The 20221-nt window shown below is 33.9% G+C and carries 19 protein-coding genes; all 19 read right to left on the bottom strand.

The window, feature by feature from the left end; all coding sequences use genetic code 11:
- Positions 1 to 56: 56 nt before the first annotated feature.
- The 19 genes from pseG to JM79_RS06510 all read right to left on the bottom strand — a co-directional run bounded on the left by pseG (position 57) and on the right by JM79_RS06510 (position 20217).
- A complete protein-coding gene (gene pseG / locus JM79_RS06600) occupies positions 57 to 1055 on the bottom strand; it encodes a UDP-2,4-diacetamido-2,4,6-trideoxy-beta-L-altropyranose hydrolase (RefSeq protein ID WP_141877388.1) in 999 nt (332 codons plus the stop codon).
- Between the two features lie 265 nt (positions 1056 to 1320).
- Positions 1321 to 2196: a glycosyltransferase family A protein gene (locus tag JM79_RS06595; protein WP_141877387.1), complete on the bottom strand. Its 876-nt coding sequence runs from the start codon at positions 2194 to 2196 to the stop codon at positions 1321 to 1323.
- A 238-nt stretch (positions 2197 to 2434) separates the two neighbouring features.
- The gene (locus JM79_RS06590) at positions 2435 to 3145 is read right to left on the bottom strand and encodes a PIG-L family deacetylase (protein ID WP_141877386.1); all 711 of its coding nucleotides are present in this window, start codon (positions 3143 to 3145) and stop codon (positions 2435 to 2437) included.
- A gap of 41 nt (positions 3146 to 3186) precedes the next feature.
- Positions 3187 to 4224 (bottom strand): pseudaminic acid synthase, encoded by a 1038-nt coding sequence (gene pseI, locus JM79_RS06585; RefSeq protein WP_141877385.1) that lies wholly within the window; start codon positions 4222 to 4224, stop codon positions 3187 to 3189.
- 11 nt (positions 4225 to 4235) lie between these two features.
- Positions 4236 to 4769 (bottom strand): UDP-4-amino-4,6-dideoxy-N-acetyl-beta-L-altrosamine N-acetyltransferase, encoded by a 534-nt coding sequence (pseH, locus tag JM79_RS06580; protein WP_141877384.1) that lies wholly within the window; start codon positions 4767 to 4769, stop codon positions 4236 to 4238.
- 478 nt (positions 4770 to 5247) lie between these two features.
- Positions 5248 to 5925, bottom strand: coding sequence for a formyltransferase family protein (locus tag JM79_RS06575; RefSeq protein WP_141877383.1), 678 nt, complete (start codon positions 5923 to 5925; stop codon positions 5248 to 5250).
- A 134-nt stretch (positions 5926 to 6059) separates the two neighbouring features.
- Positions 6060 to 6620, bottom strand: a complete 561-nt coding sequence (locus JM79_RS06570) for a GNAT family N-acetyltransferase (RefSeq protein ID WP_141877382.1) — start codon at positions 6618 to 6620, stop codon at positions 6060 to 6062.
- A 37-nt stretch (positions 6621 to 6657) separates the two neighbouring features.
- Complete coding sequence (locus JM79_RS06565; protein ID WP_141877381.1) at positions 6658 to 7356, bottom strand: acylneuraminate cytidylyltransferase family protein; 699 nt, start codon at positions 7354 to 7356, stop codon at positions 6658 to 6660.
- Positions 7346 to 8281: a Gfo/Idh/MocA family oxidoreductase gene (locus JM79_RS06560; protein ID WP_141877380.1), complete on the bottom strand. Its 936-nt coding sequence runs from the start codon at positions 8279 to 8281 to the stop codon at positions 7346 to 7348. Before JM79_RS06560 ends, JM79_RS06565 begins: the two co-directional genes overlap by 11 nt.
- Positions 8266 to 9162 (bottom strand): Gfo/Idh/MocA family oxidoreductase, encoded by an 897-nt coding sequence (locus JM79_RS06555; RefSeq protein ID WP_141877379.1) that lies wholly within the window; start codon positions 9160 to 9162, stop codon positions 8266 to 8268. Before JM79_RS06555 ends, JM79_RS06560 begins: the two co-directional genes overlap by 16 nt.
- Positions 9147 to 9983: an aldo/keto reductase gene (locus JM79_RS06550; protein WP_141877378.1), complete on the bottom strand. Its 837-nt coding sequence runs from the start codon at positions 9981 to 9983 to the stop codon at positions 9147 to 9149. Before JM79_RS06550 ends, JM79_RS06555 begins: the two co-directional genes overlap by 16 nt.
- Entirely contained in the window at positions 9973 to 11181 is a 1209-nt protein-coding gene (gene pseC / locus JM79_RS06545; protein WP_141877377.1) for a UDP-4-amino-4,6-dideoxy-N-acetyl-beta-L-altrosamine transaminase, read from the bottom strand. The genes JM79_RS06550 and pseC overlap by 11 nt, the downstream gene beginning before the upstream one ends.
- 2 nt (positions 11182 to 11183) lie before the next feature.
- Positions 11184 to 12200, bottom strand: a complete 1017-nt coding sequence (pseB, locus tag JM79_RS06540; protein ID WP_141877376.1) for a UDP-N-acetylglucosamine 4,6-dehydratase (inverting) — start codon at positions 12198 to 12200, stop codon at positions 11184 to 11186.
- A gap of 280 nt (positions 12201 to 12480) precedes the next feature.
- Entirely contained in the window at positions 12481 to 13497 is a 1017-nt protein-coding gene (locus JM79_RS06535; RefSeq protein ID WP_141877375.1) for a hypothetical protein, read from the bottom strand.
- A 21-nt stretch (positions 13498 to 13518) separates the two neighbouring features.
- Positions 13519 to 15225: an ABC transporter ATP-binding protein gene (locus tag JM79_RS06530; protein WP_260443482.1), complete on the bottom strand. Its 1707-nt coding sequence runs from the start codon at positions 15223 to 15225 to the stop codon at positions 13519 to 13521.
- Positions 15226 to 15385: 160 nt separating this feature from the next.
- Entirely contained in the window at positions 15386 to 16408 is a 1023-nt protein-coding gene (locus JM79_RS06525; RefSeq protein ID WP_141877374.1) for an NAD-dependent epimerase, read from the bottom strand.
- 112 nt (positions 16409 to 16520) lie between these two features.
- On the bottom strand, positions 16521 to 17237 hold the full coding sequence (locus JM79_RS06520; RefSeq protein ID WP_141877373.1) for a GNAT family N-acetyltransferase: 717 nt from the start codon (positions 17235 to 17237) through the stop codon (positions 16521 to 16523).
- A gap of 298 nt (positions 17238 to 17535) precedes the next feature.
- Positions 17536 to 18930, bottom strand: coding sequence for a nucleotide sugar dehydrogenase (locus JM79_RS06515; RefSeq protein ID WP_141877372.1), 1395 nt, complete (start codon positions 18928 to 18930; stop codon positions 17536 to 17538).
- Positions 18931 to 18933: 3 nt separating this feature from the next.
- Positions 18934 to 20217, bottom strand: a complete 1284-nt coding sequence (locus JM79_RS06510; RefSeq protein ID WP_141877371.1) for a nucleotide sugar dehydrogenase — start codon at positions 20215 to 20217, stop codon at positions 18934 to 18936.
- Positions 20218 to 20221: the final 4 nt, after the last annotated feature.

The following is a 20221-nucleotide window of genomic DNA, read 5'->3' as shown; positions in this document are numbered from 1 at the left end:
AATGAATTATAAATAGGTAGAGCTATTTATATTTCAACAAAATTATTCATTTAGAATCAAAAACCTGTAGTACTAGCCAATCTTCTAAAATTTTTTAGATTATTACCAGGGGAATTAGCTACTTCTACCCTGAGAAAGAAAGGCTCATTAGAATTGATATTCAAAGAATTCCTAATTGCTATCTTTAGCTCTTCCCCATCGAAATTGAATACATTTAAACAAAAAGCATTACTGTTTTTCATAAGATATTGATACAATTCCTCCTGAGCATTACCATAAAAACATATTATTGGTTGGGCACCTGTAACTGCTACTTCATATAAAACGTTGCTGGCCGGGACGATTGCCAATCCTGCAGAAGCCATTGCCGATAGCATTTCCACGTCATTTATAGAATTCATCAACTGTATCCGCAAATCCTTTTCTAAAATTTCGCTCAATGAATTTTCATGTTGATAGGCAGGTCCAATTACCACTGTAATTTTTTTAAAATATTGAAATGAACTAACTACCTCCAGGATTAGTTTTGATATGTTTCTACTATCGGCGCCGCCAAAACATATAAAAATATTTTCCTTCGATATAGAATTTGTTCCTTCTTTGTATTCCTGAAAATATACTGGTCTTAGCAACGCATATTCCGGTCCCAGCGCATAGGTAGTATAATCCTGCGCAAGGTAATTTTCGATTTTTGCTGCAGGAGAGTGATTGATTATCAAATCTGCAAAAAATTCCTGATCATGCCTGTCATCTATGCATACCAACTTAGCTCCCAGATCTTTTATTTTCTTTTGATAATCAGACCCCAGATAATAATGATCAATTACAACTATTTCTTTACCAGTAATGCAGGAAAAAAAGTCTTCTTCTGAAGAGATAGTGTTTATCAAAAAATCCTTCTTGATTTCCTCTGCAATTTCGGTAGGCACATCGAGACAAAAAAAATGAATAGTAAATTCATCTTTTAGCATATGTGCCAAAGCTAAACAACGTATTAAATGACCAGCACCTAAGTTTAAACTTCCATCAACTCTAATAAAAACTTGATCTATCATTTATGGCAAAGTTAAAATTGAATAGTTTTTTTTATTGATTAATATCTAACAAAAGATTTTATAAATTTTGTATTCGCCTTCAACAAATATCTATGATCAAAATCAATCAGTGATTCTACTCCTTAATAGGATTTTCTCAATATTATTACTTACAAAGGATAGTATCGAAGTGGAAACGATGTTAAAACTAACAAATACATATTGTTTAAATTTGGAAATGCTATTAGCAGAAAATCCAATGTACATGTAGAAAAACGTTTATTAACTAATCTTTTACGGAAGGTTTTCTTTTCCACAATTTTCTCCTTACGAACGGAATTTCGATAGCTATTACATTTGCAATATTTTTCAATGAAAAATCTTCTTTTAATAATTTGTGAAAAACCTCTCGGCTTTTTTTTATCTCACCTACTCTAGCATAATTGATTGCAGAAGAGTTTAAAAAACCATTTTTTCTGAAATGAAGAACTCCGGAGTCTTTATATTTATTATGCATGTATAGAGTAGCCGCTGCTCTTTTACTATCTCGCATATGTTTCTTAGAAGGGTCAGTATGTATGGTGTACTCAAAATTACAATTATTTGTGTAGACAATACTAAGATGGTGCTTTTCACAGCATTCAATTGCCCGAGCAGTAAATTCCCAATTAGTACTTTGAATTAATAGTGGATCATATCCGCCTACTTCCGTGAAAATATCTCTTCTAATTGAATATGTGCCAGATAAAGATGAATATTTGTGTTTCGATATATTTTTCTTTACTGCTGGATAAGATTTCTTCCCTCTAGCAATCCAACCACAACTTATATAACCTGTATTAGACTCTCTCAGATCATAAAAATCCTGCAACCAATTACGGGTAACTTTGTCATCACTATCGAGAAAACAGATAAATGCTCCTGTAGTTAAAGAAGCTCCGTGGTTTCTGGCTACAGTATCTCCCTGATTCTTCTGTTTTACATACGTAATTCTTGGGTTATCTAAAAATGGAGCCACTTGCTTCTCTGTATCATCTGTCGAACCATCATCTACAACAACCAATTCCCAATTAGTGAATGTTTGATCCATGACGCATTTAATAGAGGTAATTACCGTCACTGCATTGTTGTATGTAGGTATTATAACTGAAAAATCTACCATATTTTTTAATTTAATATTTTTTAGAATTATCCTCGGAAATAAACTTCCATTTCCGGAGATTAATATTTATGTTCAAGCAAGATCAGTATTGGATATCATCTTGAGTGAAATAAAATTAGTTAAGCCAGAGAACAAAATAGTTTAACTTCACGAAGATAAAAATCTAGGACTGCCTTCAAGATCATACTCCATATTAGTAATGATTAGGATATCCTCAAAATTTTCGATTTAGTCATTATTATGAAATAGTCCGTACAATAGCAAAAGCTTCAGCGTAATGTTGACCCACAACTACTCCCCAACGCTGAGCCTGAATTCTTAACGCTTCAGGCGAACGTGGGTGTGGATAATCTCTTTTCTCGAATTCATAACATTCCATTCCTGAGATCTTTGCATTTATAGCTTCTTCACTTACACTTACATACATATTTGGAGTAAAATGCCGTGGATCTGTGGATGCTCTCCATTCGGTTCCTGAAGGAGTTTCAAATGTAATTACGGTTTTTACCTGCTCATCCTTCATAGGTCGTGTGGCAGTGACAACGGCTTCAAAAGTTCTTTGGTGATCTACGTTCACGTCTCCACCATGATGGGTGAAAATTACTTGGGCACCAAATTCCTCCTTTTCTTTCTCTATTACTTTGATAATATCAAGCAGAGATACGGTATCAAACCGATTGTCCGGGAAATCGTATATACCTACGGAACCAAAACCAATTGCCTTTTGAGCATTTCGAATATTTTCTCTATGGATTTTCAATTCTTTATCCCACTTTTCCGGATCTCTAACATTTGCTCTTGAAGTAATTCCTTCACCCAGAATGACAACTCTAGTTTTACAGGAATAGTCTTTATTTAATTGGTACATAGTAGCACCTAGGCCCAAGAGTTCATCATCTGGGTGAGCTACTACTACAAGTATGTTTTTATTTCTTAATGATTCTAACATCTTCAAATCTTTTATCAAGCAACTACCTCAATTACTTTTTATCAATTTATATCTTCGAGCTTTAGTGCGGTTCCACGTTCTAAATTTGATTTAGCTTCTTTCCCCAATAGTGAAGAATAGTATTTAGGATGCAATCCGTAGCCGGGACGAATAGATCTGATATTTTTCTCAGTAAACAGTTCGCCTTTTCTTATATTTTCTACCACATAAAGTGAACGCGAAAAATTTCTGCCTTTTTTCTGCTTTTCAGTTAGCGAATAATCCACATCGCCAATGGCACTTTCAGCATCTCTAACAGCTTTCACCATTATTGTAAATTCTTCCTCATTCATTGAAAATGATGAATCAGGACCTCCAACAGATCTATCCAGAATAAAATGCTTTTCGATGATTTTTGCACCCAAACTTGTAGCTACAATTGGTACTGTAGAACCTATGGTATGATCAGATAAACCAGAAACTACCTTATAGCGCTCTGCAAGGTCTTTAATCATCAACATATTGGCTTCTTCTATAGGGGCAGGATATGATGAAGTACATTTTAAAAGGGCTATATCAAGATTCCCCATTCTCTTACAGGCTTCCAATGCCAGTTCAATATCTTCCTTCTCTGCTATACCAGTGGAAATAATTACAGGTTTACCTTTAGAAGCGGTATATTCTATTAAAGGAATATCGGTGATTTCAAATGAGGCTATTTTATAGGCGGGAACATTTAATTTTTCTAAAAAATCTACGGCCGATTTGTCAAAGGGTGATGAAAAACAAATTAGTCCTTCTTCTTCCGCAGTATCAATTAGCTTTTTGTGCCATTCCCAAGGGGTATAAGCCTCCTGGTATAATTTATGTAAGTTTTTTCCCTCCCAAATAGTACCTTTTATTATGAAATCGTCCTTATCACAATCAATGGTCATGGTATCTGCCGTATAGGTCTGTAGTTTTATGGCATCCGCCCCTGCTCTTTTCGCGGCTTTAATTGTTTCTATGGCTGTTTCTATATTTCCATTGTGATTAGCCGATAATTCTGCAATAATAAAACAGGGGGATTTTTCATTAATTTCATTCTTTCCTATTTTCATAATTCTATCTCTTAAATTTTTTCGAATAATGATTTTAAATGGATATACTCTCTTCTTAACATTGCAATTCCTACAACATCAATGTACTTCCCATCCTTAAAGCTATGTTCTCTAAAATAAGCTTCCCTTCTAAACCCAAATTTTTCGGTTAGATGAATAACTCGTTCGTTAAATTTAAATATTTCTGCAATTAGCTTATTTAGTTCTAGTTCTTCAAACACATAGCGGCAAACATGAATCGTTATTTTTTTACCTATACCTTTTCCTCGTACGTTCACATTTCCTAGATAAAATCCCCAAGAACATTTGCTTAAAGTTTTATCAATATCTGTAATATAAGCTAAACCAAGATCTTCATTTTCATATTCAACGATCCAGTAAATTGAAGAATCATCTTGATTCATTTTTTCAAACCACCTTTTCTGTTGTTCTTCCGTTATTAATTTTACAGAATGCATATACTGCGATACCTCTGGACTATTTCTCCATTTCCTAACTAATTCGATGTCTTTTTCTTCCAAAAGTCTTAAAGAAATATCACTCATATTCTAATTAATTTAAATTATTATTTTATCTGCCCAATTACAACATTCATAATAAAAACAAACCTAAAGATTCCATTGATCAGTGCTCTTAAAATCTATTCAAATCTCCAAAATATCTTCATTTCAACTGAAATTAAACTATAAAAAGACTTAGAACAGTAACACCAGATTACATTATTAATTTATTATTTCTATGATCAATTGATAAACTTAATACCCTAGAAATATTGATGAATAATTTAAACCGTTACACACAAATCATCTACCATTAATTTTATTGCAGCCTCTAATACTCTGCCTTTTAATTTCTCTCATAGCTTACTATTTCTCATCGTCTAAATTATTAGAGCTCCCTATCAACCCTTCACACAATATTGTCAGTTGTGATTAAAAATTAAATTTCCTTCCATGATCCGGTTATAGGTGTTCAAAAATCTAATAATTCACCTTATGATGGTTTATTAAGATCATATCCCATTTATTTTTCAGAAATTCTAACATCTGCTAAAACTGAATCAGATGATTTATAATTAGCTCGAGAAAATTCTAATCGGAAATTTCCAATATCCAAAAAAGCATTAGGATAACCCTCTGCGTCCAGCATCCTTATATAATCGAAAACTTCCGACAATGATTTTAATTTTGAAATATCTCCCTCGGCCGGTTTACGTCTTTTAAATTGTACTACTTCACCCTTTTGAGGAGATGGCTCCAAATTTCCGGTTATTATCTCTTCAACCATTGAAAAAATAATTTTGGTACTCCGAATAAAAATTTCTTCGGCACTACCATATAAGGATAGTTCTTTTTTTAAATAGACATCACCGGTATCAATGCCCTTTGTTACTTTTAATGCGGATATTTTAGTACTGCTATGTCCCCTAGCAATTAAATTCTGAAGAGGGCTACCACCCCTGCCATATGGTAAATCTGTCATATGAAATACAACACAATCAAAATAATCAAATATCTCAGAAGGAATAATGTAGGACCAATGTGGTATAAAGATTTTATCTGGCTTTATTTTCTTTAATTTTTCTACTTTAAAATCCTTTTTATTATCAATTAAAATCCAATTCTGATCGATTTTTAATTTAAGTAATTCATATAATTCAATATGCCACTTTTTTTCAGTAAGTAATATATAATTATGCATTTTTGATAAAGATTTTACTAAATAAATACTTATTATGGACACTTATTAACCAGATTCATTATATCTTTTGAAAATTATAAAATTCCTTTTATCCACCTTTTTAATAATTAGGTAATTAATTTGAAAGTATAGATCTAAAATTTCTGATTAAACTTGGAGTGAATAATCACGTCTTTGAATTGATTATTTATAAAGCAATGTTCACTTAGTACAGCTTCTTTAGAATAGCCAGAATTTTCTAAAATACTATATATTTGTGGCCTCAAATCAAATGCATAAGTGTGAATTTTATGAAATTTAAGTTCTTCAAAAGCTACCTTCTCTATTAAATTTAAATAATTAGTCCATAGCTCATCAAATCGAAATTTTTCGAGTTTAGTATCCATCACAAATGAAATTTCTGCATTTTTATCTGGCCAATTGATGTGTACCAATCCACCATAGCCCAGAAATTTATCATTTTCTAAAAAGGAAAAAAGTAATTGTTCGGGTTTCTCAACTACAAACAATTTTTCAACAACATTTTTAAAGTATTTATCCTGGTCTTCTACGGACAACTGTTTTTGTTGCCGTAAATGATACAATTGCTCATTGCGCCATTTCATAATTTGATATCGGTCTTCTAAACGAATTGGAATAAGAGAAAATTCGTCTTGTGAAAATTCTTTTTGGTTTAAGATTTTATAGGAATTCATTTCTTTCTAATTTAGAATAGTCACTTAAAGGATTTTTTTAAGAAATTATAATATTCTTAAATGCTTTAGCCAATTCAAGATCCTCATAATTATCAATATCAACAGCATTTTTCCAATCCATTTCCCAGAAAATATGTCCGTCTCCGTAGAATGTCTTTTCTTGTTTCAATTTATCGACCTTTCCAATCCAGATTGCACCTGTAGGTGAATATAATTCTGGTAAGTCCTGAGATCTTTTCATTTCACCTTCAAATATCCAATCTGGCTTATTGTTATCGTCCAAGGTTACAGCCCACCATGGATTCATCCATATAAATTTGTAACAGGACAATGAGAATGGAACATCTCGACTTAGAAAATCTTGATAGCTATTGATAATATCATCTGATGTTCTAAGTGGGCATACAGCAAATAATTGCACTACATCATCATAAAACTCACCCTGTTCCTCCAACTGCAATACTGTGCGCAAGGTTGCATCGCTAACAGGACTATGATCATCTGCAGCAGCATCTCTCAAAAAAGGAACTTCCGCGCCGTATTCTCTGGATACTTCAGCAATCTCTTTAGAATCAGTACTTACAACAATCTTATCAAATAGATGAGATTTCTTTGCGGCCTCAATAGTCCAGGCAATTAGAGGCTTTCCTAAAAAATCTATAATATTTTTTTTAGGAATTCTTTTCGATCCACCTCTTGCTGGGATTATGGCAATTATTTTTCTGTTATTTCTCAACTTGCTCTATAATTTTTAAAACATTCAGTCCATCTTCCAAAGTAGCATTATGACTTGTGCCATCCTTAATAAATTGACAGAAATCCTCCATTTGATTTTGATACATTTGTAAACCTGCTTCAGGCGGACAAGAGAAGATCATTTGCCTTTTGCCGTCATCATACTTTATAAAATTAACTTCTCCATTACTCCATTCATATTTACCCTTATCAGTAAATGCTTCTCCAGTATTAATATTATTAGGGGAAAAGAAATCTAATTCAAAATTAATTCTAGCTTCATGTTTACTTTTCAAAGTAAAAAAAGCGTAATCATCGACATCCATATCTAAAAATGAAACCTTGTCTACAACACCATTTACACTCTCGGGCTCACCAAACCAATCCAGTGAAATATCGATTTCATGGCTTAAGGTTCTAATAACGCCACCACCTAATTTGCGTTGTGCAGTATATTCTGATCTATAATCTGCATAAGGATGCCAATTGGGTAAATAAAAAGAGCGTTTGAAACCAACTTTGAATGGTTTGTCCTGATAGAAGAGATCTTTTAGAAAAATAGATTGAGGATGGAAACGTAAACAATAAGCAACTCTAATATTTTCCCTGTAAGGTAATAGCTTAGTAGCGTTTGAAATAGAATAATCAATAGGTTTTTCTATTAGAACCTTAATACCTTCTTTCAAGAATGGCAAAGCCGTTTCTACGTGTAAGGAAGTTGGATTGGAGATAATAACACCGTCTGGGTGAAAATTGAGGGCGTCCTCTAATTCAAAGAACTCCGTAATATCACTCTTATCAGCCATTGAACCTCTACCTGTTCTAAGAGCTGCAGGCGTGACCCCTTCTATTGATCGTAGATGCTGCACATGTCTTCTACCTATTGACCCTAATCCTACTAAAAGTATTTTTATTTCCTTCCCCATTCAATAATTTTAACGAGTTCTAAAGTTTCTTCTTCTGGAATTAATAATTCATCTTTTTCAATCTGTTTTATAAAACTAAATAAAGAACTTCTAAAACAAGCGAATGAATCTTTAAACCTTTTTGTGATGGTACCATTAAGCCCATAAAATGTTAAAAATGGTAATGTTGGTAAACTACCAGTCACTTTAATATAAGCATTCAAGTGCTCCCATTTAATTAAAGCCTGATGAATAGCATTATTCTTTACTGCTTTAAGCTCTAATAAATTTCCTCTGTCAGGGAATTGAGCTATAATAGGTTCGATAACATGAATAGCATAAGTGTCCCATTCTTTACTTATTCCAGCTTCAACGTATAAAATCTCACCCAAAGTTTCTCTATCTGAAGTTGTCAACTTTAATTCTTCAGCATATCTAATAGATGAACAAGTAAATATTTGATTTTTAGACACTCTACACGAAAGCATTTTTTCAGCATCAGAAATGCTTAACGCAAAAGGTTTATCGATAAAAATGGGAATCCCAGCGTCAAGGAATGGTATTGCCATTTCGACGTGATGCTCTGCATCATCACGAGCTAGTAGGATGGCATCAACCTTACCAATCATCTCATCGGCTCTATCAACTACCCAATCAATATTTGAAGCTTTAGCGATATGCTCAGATAATTTTCTATCCTGCGTCCATATATGGGTAACTTGACCTAGTTCTCCTAAGCCATCTTCTGGAAACTGTTGATTTTTTAAATATGCTGGAATTGCCGGAAAAGGACATTCCTCCATTATCTCTCTATTATACCCATTAAAGATAGCACTCCACGAATATGGATGACCATTACCTTTGCTCATGCCTATAATACCAAGTCTTATCTTTGAGGCCATCTTGAAGGTATTAAGATATTATCTGAAATTTCCATATCTAAAGCAGGAAGAGAACTGGCATATTTGAGTTCGTTCATATTTTGGTCTAATTGATGGCAGTTTTCAACGCCGATAATTACTTTATCTATAAACGGTTGTTTAAGCACAAAGTTTAACAAAGAACCACCTAATCCATCTACATTTTGAAGTTTTATCAAGTTCGGTTTGATAGAATTAAAATAATTATTAAGGCTATGTGGATTCATAAAAAATAACCCTTGCAGAAAAGCCGATCTTGTATGAATTTCACAACCTTTACTTTTTAGCTTGAGGATTACTGTCTCGAAACGTCTATCAAAATAGTTATATGGAACCTGTACTAAATCTGGTATGAAACCATTCTTAAGCAATTTTTCAATTTCCCCAGGATCATTTAAAGAAAAACCGACTTTTTTAACTTTCCCTGTAGCTTTCAAAGCTTGCAATTCCTCCCATTCATTAGGATAATCTAACAAATTCATAGGTCGATGAGCTAAATATCCATACAAAGTTTCAGTTTTCAGATTCCTCAAACTATTAGCCAATTGAGCATCAACAGTTATGCCCAGAGAAGCCGGTAAAAATTTTGACACTATTTTAAATCTGCCTAGATCGCATGTCCCTAAAACTTCTTCTGCATTACCATAAGCCGATGCTGAATCCAATATATTTATGTTATTTGTTTCAGCAAAATTTAAAATCTTTTGAACTTCCTTTTCTGAAGTTTTACCAGAGTTATTAGAAATACCATATGATAAACCAAATTGAACAGTTCCTAAGCCTAATTTTTCACTAAGCTTCATAATATGAGTTTATTCTTTCTATTACGTAGGATTGTTCTTCATTTGAAAGTGTTGGAAATATAGGTAGACTAATACACATTTTATAATATTCTTCAGCATGCGTAAAATCACCTTCCTTCCATCCAAGATTTCTATAATAAGGCATTAAATGACAAGGAATATAATGTATTTGCGCGTAAATATTATTTTCCTTTAAATAGTTATATAATCCAAGCCTATCAGAAACCTCAATAACATATAAATGATAAGCATGACCTTCTATATCACATGACTGACCCTTTATATAATCTTTATCAGCAAAGTTTGTAAAATATTCTTTAGCAAGTTCTCTTCGTCTCTCAAGACCGTCATCTGCTCTTTTTAATTGGCTTGAACCTAAGGCTGCCTGAAAATCTGTAATTCTGTAATTATAACCCAAATCCTGCATTTCCATGTACCATCCAGGATAATTTTCAGAATTAGATTCTTTGTTGTTCTCAACCCCTTGTGCAAATTCAAGTGAATTCTGATACTTGTTATCATTTTTCACGATCCCATGAGTCCTCAATTCTAGTAGCTTTTCGTAGAGAACTTCATTATTTGTAGTGATCATCCCACCTTCTCCACTGGCTATATGTTTAACTGGGTGAAACGAAAATATAGATAAATCTGCAAAATTACCGTTACCACAGGTTTGGTTGTTTCCATTAGAATCTTTGAAATATCCACCTGGAGCGTGGCAGGAATCTTCAATAATCCATAAACCAAATTCGTCAGCTAATTTCCTATAATCCTCAAGATTTACAGCCCTACCAGCGAAGTCGACAGGAATAATCCCCTTATATGTTCCTTTTGGAGACGCTTCTAATAGCGCACGAACCTTATCTATATCCAAAAGATAGGTATCAGGATCTATATCAGAAAAAACTACTTCGCCACCACAATATCTAATACAGTTTGCGGAGGCAGCAAAGGTTATAGGGGTAGTTATAACCTTATCCCCTTGCTCTACGCCCAATGCCATAGCACATAAATGTAAAGCCGCTGTTCCATTAGAAACAGCCACAGCGTATTTACTACCGCAGTATTTTGCAAATTCAACCTCAAACTCCTTAATCTTTGGACCTTGAGTCAAATAATCAGACTTGAGCGTCTCGATGACAGTATCTATATCTTCCTGTGTAATATTCTGCCTACCGTATGGAATTGTTTTTTTCATAACTACGCTTGAAATTGTGGATCTACATGTTCTTTTATTAGCCTGCGAAGATCTTCTACAGATTCCCATTCTGTATTTTCACCAGAGTTGTACTTAAATCCTTCAGTAACCTTCTCGGCTTTAAACTCACTTACAAAATCTTCAAGCTTCCATCGATGTGTGTTTGGAACTATAACATAATATTTACCTAGATCATAAGTATAAAAAGAATCGGAAGATGTGATCATCTCCTCATGAATCTTTTCACCAGGACGAATACCTATAATAGGTTTCTCACATTCTGGCCCTATCGCCTCAGCAACCTGAGTAATTTTATAAGAGGGTATTTTAGGCACAAAGATCTCTCCACCCCAAGCCGTATCCAGTGCATGCATTACCATATCAACGCCTCCCTGTAAAGATATATTGAAACGAGTCATTGTAGGGTCGGTGATAGGAAGAACTCCTTCTTTTCTTTTCTTTAGAAAGAAAGGAATAACAGAACCGTTAGACCCCATTACATTTCCATATCTCACAACCGAAAAACGTATTGGATTTGATCCAACGATATTATTAGCTGCAACAAATAGCTTATCAGAAGCTAGTTTGGTTGCTCCGTATAAATTAATTGGTGCAGCTGCTTTATCTGTAGATAATGCAACAACAGAACTAACACCGGTTTCAATACATGCATTTATGATATTTTCTGCTCCCAGAATATTTGTCTTCACACATTCCATAGGATTATACTCAGCTATTGGGACATGCTTCATTGCAGCAGCGTGAATCACATAATCCACACCTCGAAACGCTCTCTTTACTCGCTCAAAGTCTCTAACATCACCAATAAAAAATCTGAGTTGAGGGTATTTTGAAGATGGATATTCCTGCGCCATTTCAAATTGTTTTTGTTCATCTCTCGAGAAAATGACAAGTCTTTTAATATCAGGGCAGCGTTTTAAGATATGGGCAGTTAAGGCTTTTCCCAAGGAACCCGTTCCGCCCGTGATAAGGACAGATTTACCAGATAAATCTAACATAAATTAATTGGTTTTTTAATAATTGACAAAATTACTGACTTTAAAAGTTACAGTAATAGAACCGTAAGTAAATTAAAGATATTTTAACAAAAAAAATAATGAAAGTAAAAAGCAATTTATATTCGAATATATATTGTGATAAACGATGATTAATATGAAGCATAGAAGCTTATTCCTTTGAAAAATTAAACTATTAAGCTGCTCAATTGGGTATACGTCAAAGAATTACTTAAGTCGAACTAAAGTTATGAAAAAATGAATCAGTAGTAATCTTGAATATTTAGTAATATCCATATTGAGAAAGATCAGTATTGATTTTTTTTGCAAAATCTTTATTGTTATCTGCATATCTTTTCATCACCATTGTTTCGTGAGTTGCTGAAATTCCAATTTTAAGGCTTTTCAATCCCAATATATTCCTTATTAACTTTTTCATTTGCGCCCGTTGCTCTTTAGAGGAAATTAGCTTAATTGGACCAGACATTTTGCTTATGAAATTGTTTCTTTCAAGTGGCTGTGCTTTATAAGATGCATTCCAATTATGATCATCTAAATTTTTTTTTACGTTTACATCTCTCTTTTCTAAATCAGTATTTAATGCAAGATCTGCGATACCTGTGAAATTTCTTATGGATCGCCAGGTCTTATCTTCGTGAAGAGCTTCGAATGGCAGAGCTAGAACATTTTTGGCCCCTAAATTTTCAACCAACTGCTCATATAGTAAATTATAATTTAGAACTTGAGTAGAATGATGGTCTTTGTTTAAAAAATAATCCAATCGATCTTCAAAATCTTTTTGAGATGGGTTTTTAAGCTTATAACAAACCATAGAATAGATAGAAGGAAGCCAATCTGCCTGGCGTCTAAAAAAAAAGAAAACTTTTGTTTTACCGTGTGGCCAGGAATATTTGGATATCTCTTTTAACCTAGCACTTAAAAGATAAGGTTCAGCAACCAAATTTTCTTTGCTTTCTTTTGGTCTGAAAGGAACGTGTTCATATAAGCTTTCGTGGCTTATTACTACTGGTTCATCCAATGACAAATCGTATGTAAAGTATTTTTTGCTGATTTCTGGATTTCTCCAAACACTAGGATTTGATGAATGAAAGAAGGACTGAAACTCTCTGGCTTCTTTTTTATCCTCATTCCAATCTTTCGCCCTTTTAAGCGTATGCATTTTCCCATTGAAAACTTTTTTTTGCAAAAAAGAACTTGCTGTTTTCGTTAAACCTATATGGAATATTAAATCAGGCATTTTATATATTATTTTTGTTGAGATAAATTCATTTTTTTTCAATTCAAACTAAGGTCTAAGTGATCACACCTCCTGTAACTCCACTAATTTCTTGAAGTATGGAGAAGAATTTATTAACGGTTTGAATGCTCCTATATCTGTAATTTTTCCATCGTTCATTATGACTATGCGATCTGCATTCTTAATAGTGGAAATTCTGTGGGCAACAATCAATATTGTGTATTCACCCTTGAGTTTATCTATGTTTTCTTGAATTGCACGTTCAGTTTCAGAGTCCAGAGCCGATGTTGCCTCGTCAAGAATTAAGATTTCCACATTTTTGTATAACTCTCTGGCAATAGAAATTCTTTGCCGCTGTCCACCACTCAAATTGGTTCCATTATTGCCTAAAACCGAATCTTCTTTCTCTGGAAGTCCATCTATAAAATCAATAATAGCAGCCTGTTGGATCGCCTTCCTGAATTTCTTTAGGTTTGCTTCAGTTTTTTTATCCCAGAAGCTAACGTTGTTGAAAACAGAATCGTTAAATATTACCGGATCTTGAGTAATATACCCAGTTCGTTCCTGTAGACTACTGATATCCATCGTACGAGTACTAATACCATTAATCAAAAATTCTCCTCCATCTATAGGAAGAAGACCTGCAATCATATTTACCAATGTTGTTTTACCGCTTCCACTTTCACCTACGAAAGCTATCGTTTCATTGCTATTTATTTCCAAGGAAACCTCATTAATTACTGGCTTACTACCGTAATGAAATAAAACTTCTTGTAAATTGAAATTTTCCAGTTTACCAGTTAATCTATTCTTTCCCTTTTTTTCTTTGTTCGCTTTCAATTCTTTAACAAACTCTGTAAGGTTCTCCATTGATCCAGAAACAGAAAGGAATTTATTATATCTCACTTGCATTTGCATGAGATAATTCAAAGCCCTGTAAAAGAAAATCAAACTAATCAAAATTGGAGCTAATTCTGAACCCAAATAGGAGGTTTGAATAAAAATTACAGTAACCACCACAGTAATCAAAATCGGTTCCCTTCCAGCCGTCAATAAAGCTTCAAGTTTTCCAATTCTTTTATTACTACGCTCAATACCTTGAACAGATTCTTCAAGTTTTTCACCGTATCTGTCTAAAGAGCCTGTAGCTTTCAGGTATTTGTAATTAGAAACATTCTGGATAACAAGTCCTTGAAAAATATTACTTTCTCCAGTTAAGGTTTTAGAAATTCCTTTGGTATTTTTATAGAGACTTTTGTATAGGAAGTTAGTCAGAACACCGCCAATAGTCACAAGTATGGCAAATTGAGCATCCACTCTAAATGCAAACACCATGTATACAGCCACTAGAATAGCATATTCGAGAGCTTTGAAATAGTTAGTGAATGCGGTTGATATTCGCTCTACTTCCCCAGTTAAAGTATTTTGAATTCGACCTACATCAGAGGTTACAAAATATTTGTAGGAAAGATTATTCAAACCTTTAATGTTCGTAATCCTTACTCTTTTCATAAACCATTGCTGAACGTTCACCCGGTAAATACCAGCTATATACTGTGCGATCCCCTTTGCGAAAAAGAAGAAAGCCATTAAAACCAAAATGCTGAGTAAATTAATTGTTATTCCCATATTCTCCAGGAAATCTACTAAAAATTTTAAGGAACCCATTTCTTCAGAATCTACAGATGATGAATCACTTACTAACTGCAGTAGTGGCAAGAACATTGTTAACCCGAAACCATCGAGAATTCCTACAAGCAAATTAAACAATACTAATATGAGAATCCTGTAGCGTAAAAAGGAGTAAAAAAAAGCAAAGCTTTCAAAGTATTTCTTGATAAAATTTTTAATCAAAGCTTATATTTTTGATATTTTCGACTTTTACCAAATCATATGTGATAAGAGCCATTAATGATTAAGTTTTTCAGGCTTAGGTCTTATAGTATGAATTATACCATTTGACAAATTTTCTTACTCCCTCCTTCACAGGAGTGCTAGGATTATAACCAAAATCTTGCTGAAGTGGAGATACATCTGCCCAAGTCCTTTCTACGTCGCCTGGTTGCATTGGCAACATTTTCTTCTGTGCATTTTTACCCAGATTCTTCTCTATTTCAGTAATAAAATCAAAAAGTTTTACTGGCTTACTATTACCTATATTATAAAGAGAATATTTCTTATCACCGTCTAATTGCTCTTTATTCGTGATTTTCATAATTCCGTTGACGATATCATCGATATATGTAAAATCACGTTCTAAATTCCCGTGATTAAATACCTTTATAGGTAAATCGTTGCTAATAGCATCTGTAAATAGAAACATAGCCATATCCGGTCTTCCCCAAGGACCATAAACTGTAAAAAATCGAAGTCCTATAGTTTCCATATTGTATAGATGGCTATAAGTATAAGCCATTAGCTCATTGCTCTTCTTAGTCGCGGCATATAAGCTTACTGGCGTATCCACTCTATCTTCGGTCGAAAAAGGCATTTTTTCATTATTACCGTAGACGCTGGAACTACTAGCAAAGATAAGCCTGCTAACTTTATTGTGGCGACAACACTCTAGCAAATTTGCAAAGCCCGTCAAATTGCTATCTATATAAGCATCTGGATTCTCAAGACTATAACGTACTCCAGCTTGAGCGGCTAAATTACAAACAATATCAAAATTTTCTTTCTTAAAGAGCGCTGGAAGTGATTCTCGGTCCTGAAGATTTTGCTTTATAAAAATAAATTTTTCATTACTTGTACTTTCTAGTCGTTCATCGTATTTCAATTCATTTTGGATTGAAATGCCAAGTTCCTTTAATCTATCTAATTTCAGGTTGACGTCATAATAATCATTTAGATTATCAATGCCTACAACTTGATAATCCTCTTCAAGTAATTGCTTCACGAGATGAAAACCTATAAAACCAGCTGCACCTGTTACAAGAATTTTTTTATCCATTCTATTAATTCACCTTTTTTAATTCTATTAATACTTTAAAGCATTGTCGATCGTAAATAGCTTAAAAGGTATTATCACATACCTCATTCCAAAAAATAGAAAGCAATCTTAATTATTTACGCCAGAAATGATAAACATATTCCGGTTCCTTAATCTCGAATCCATATCTCTTATAAATAGCAAGTGCTTTCTTATTTAGATTTTGGGTACCACTTAAAACTTTAGTTACTCCTTTTGCAAACATAACTGACTCCGCAGCTTTCATTAATGCAAAAGAAATACCTTTTCCTTCATATTCTCTAGCAACCGCAAATAGTGGTGCATATCCAATTCCATTTCCTACTTGTAGAGTGGAAAAACCCACTATTTTACCGTCCTCCTTGTAAACTAACACATCCGAGGCCATTTCTCTATTAACTGAATTAATAATCCAATTTTTGAAGATGTCGTTGCACTCTTGTTCAGAAATATTAGGATCTTTTCCAAACCTTCCCTGCGCTCCCGCTAACTGTGATAATTTAATAAGTTCTTCATCCGGATAAGATACAGGATATGAAAATATTTTATCATGGCTGTAATCGATAGCCGATAGATCTTTCACAATAGGAACCCTGGTTATTACAAGATGTATATTAAAAAAATCATTATTTAATATATTTTCATTTAAAGGCGATTTACCTACGTAATAGGCTAATTTCACCTCATTTGAGTACATATCTTTTAATTGTTCAGACCCATTGTCCTTCTCAATTATATTTGCCTGCAAACGAGCTACCTTAAATCCGAAAAAGTTTGTATCCCAGGAAACAATCTCATAGTTCTTTTCCATAAAATTTAAAGATAATAAATTTTATACGTCAATGCTCTCTTAAAAGATATCATGGTATAGTATGTTAATAAGAGAATACCAGATTTTTGAATCCTACCTTTGATTAAACTCAAGAATTTCATAACACTATAAAGTCAATTATTTATACAATATATTGATATAATAGCTTAGATATATTAAGAACGTGTTGCATATTAGAATATATCATTAAAATTTATATTGTTAGCACCTAAAATATAATTAGGGAAATTTTCTCAACTTATATGATTCTGGTATTTAGGCAATTTAGGACTAAGTATTAACTCCCAATGGCATAGTAATCGAAACCGATATTCTCTTTTTCTACACGATCTAATATTCTTCTTCCATCAAATAAAAATGCTGGTTTAAGCATATTCTTGTAGATCGCTGTCCAATCAAGATCTTTAAATTCATCCCACTCAGTAAGTACGGCTAATGCATGCGCCTGCTTAGTGACATCTTCAGGAGAATTAACAATTGTCACGCGCGCTCTGTTTTCATCTTCCGGTCTTGAATTTAAATAATCAAGATCTGCATAAATTTGTTCAGCTTTTACTTGCGGATCATAAACCACAACCTCTGCGCGTTCATTAAGCAAATAGTCTACTACATATATCGAAGCAGATTCTCTAGTATCGTTGGTGTCCTTCTTAAAAGCCCACCCCAATATACCAATCTTTTTACCTGAAACCGTATTGAACAGCGTCTTCACGATATTAGCTGCAAATCTTTTTTTCTGATGATCATTCATGATGATGACCTGTTCCCAGTAATCTGCTACTTCATTCAATCCGTAAGACTTAGCTATATACACCAGATTCAATATATCTTTCTGAAAGCAAGAACCACCGAACCCAACGGACGACTGTAAAAATTTTGGACCTATCCTCGAGTCCATTCCAACAGCCTTTGCGACCTCATTCACGTCAGCACCAGTTTTTTCGCATAACTCTGAAAGCGCATTTATACTTGAAACTCGTTGAGCTAAAAAAGCGTTAGCGGTAAGTTTTGATAATTCAGACGACCAGACATTCGTAGTCAGAATCCTTTCACGGTCAATCCAATGCGCATAAACATCGACTAAAGCTTCCACAGCTTCAGCTCCTTCAATCGTATCAATATCTCCTCCAATGAGCACTCTATCTGGATCCATTAAGTCATCCACTGCTGTACCTTCGGCTAAAAATTCAGGATTAGATAAGATTTGATATTTGACACCATTTCCAGTGTTATCTAGAATATTTCTTAGTGCTTCCGCAGTTCGAACTGGAAGAGTTGATTTTTCGACTACAATTTTATCGGTTGTTGAGACTCTGGCAATTTGCCTGGCACATAACTCTATAAATTTCAGATCAGCTGCCATACCTTTTCCAATACCATAAGTTTTGGTAGGCGTGTTCACAGAAATAAAGATCATATCAGCTTGATCTATCGCAGCATCTACATCAGTCGAAAAAAAAAGATTTCTTCCTCGAGCCTGCTCTACAACTTCAGACAAGCCAGGTTCGTATATAGGGATATTATTTACATCCTTATCATTCCATGCAGCTATCCTTTTTTCGTTAATATCTACTACAGTGACATTGATTTCAGGACATTTTTGAGCTATTACCGCCATAGTTGGCCCGCCAACATATCCCGCACCAATGCAACAAATATTCTTGACTTTCATTTATTATAATTTTTTGTCACACTTGTCACCTAATACTCCTTTTACATCATACACCACAGAGGTAGGTTCTTTAAGATCTTCAAAATTAAGTTCTAAAAATTCTTTATGTGCCACAGTAAGCAGAATGGCATCAAATTTAGATTTAGGCAATGTTTTAACGATTTCTAATCCGTATTCATGCTTTACTTCGGAAGGACTCGCTAGAGGGTCGTAAATAGTAATCTCCATGCCATATTCTTTCAGGCTTTTAATTACATCTACCACCTTAGTATTCCTAACGTCAGGACAATTCTCTTTGAAAGTAATTCCTAAAACCAAGATCTTCGAAGCCTTTACCTTTATATCATTCTTAAGCATTAGTTTAACGAGTTCCGAAGCCACATACTGCCCCATACTATCATTCATTCGTCTCCCTGCGAGTATGATTTCCGGGTGATAACCAATTTCCTGTGCTTTTTGTGCTAAGTAATATGGATCTACACCTATACAGTGCCCTCCAACTAATCCAGGTTTAAAAGGTAAAAAATTCCATTTCGTACCAGCAGCCTCAAGAACATCCTGCGTATCGATACCCATCATGTTAAAAATTTTAGCCAGCTCATTTACGAATGCAATATTTATATCTCTCTGGGAGTTCTCTATAACTTTTGCCGCTTCAGCCACTTTAATCGTTGGCGCTAAATGTGTTCCTGCTGTAATTACTTCAGCGTATAGATTATTTACCTGCTCTCCTATTTCTGGTGTTGAGCCAGCGGTTACCTTAAGAATTTTTTCAACAGTATGTTCTTTATCCCCTGGATTTATTCTTTCTGGAGAATATCCTACAAAGAAATCTTGATTAAACTTTAGACCTGAATGTTTTTCAAGCACTGGAACACACTCATCCTCCGTAACTCCAGGATAGACCGTAGATTCATAAACCACTACATCTCCTTTTGACAATACTTTAGCCACAGTTTCACTACTCTTGTACAAAGGAGTAAGATCTGGCCTATTATTTTTATCAACAGGAGTTGGAACGGTAATAATATAATAATTGCAATCTCTTATCTCATCAAGATTTGCTGAACAATACAAGCCTTTAGCTTCAGAATTTTCATTTTTAAGGGAAGCTTGTAATACTTTATCTTCAACCTCGAGCGTAGAATCTGTACCAGACATTAATTCCTTTACTCTCGCCGAGTTGATATCAAAACCAACCACAGGAAATTTCGTTGAAAAAAGTCTCGCCAGCGGCAATCCGACATAGCCTAAACCTATAACTGCTATTTTTTTAGTGTCTTTCATCTGT

Origin of the sequence: Gramella sp. Hel_I_59 (genome assembly GCF_006714895.1) — a bacterium.
Classification (GTDB): Bacteria; Bacteroidota; Bacteroidia; order Flavobacteriales; family Flavobacteriaceae; genus Christiangramia.
The sequence above is the reverse complement of the archived record's forward strand: the minus strand, read 5'-3'. Positions and strand labels throughout refer to the sequence as shown.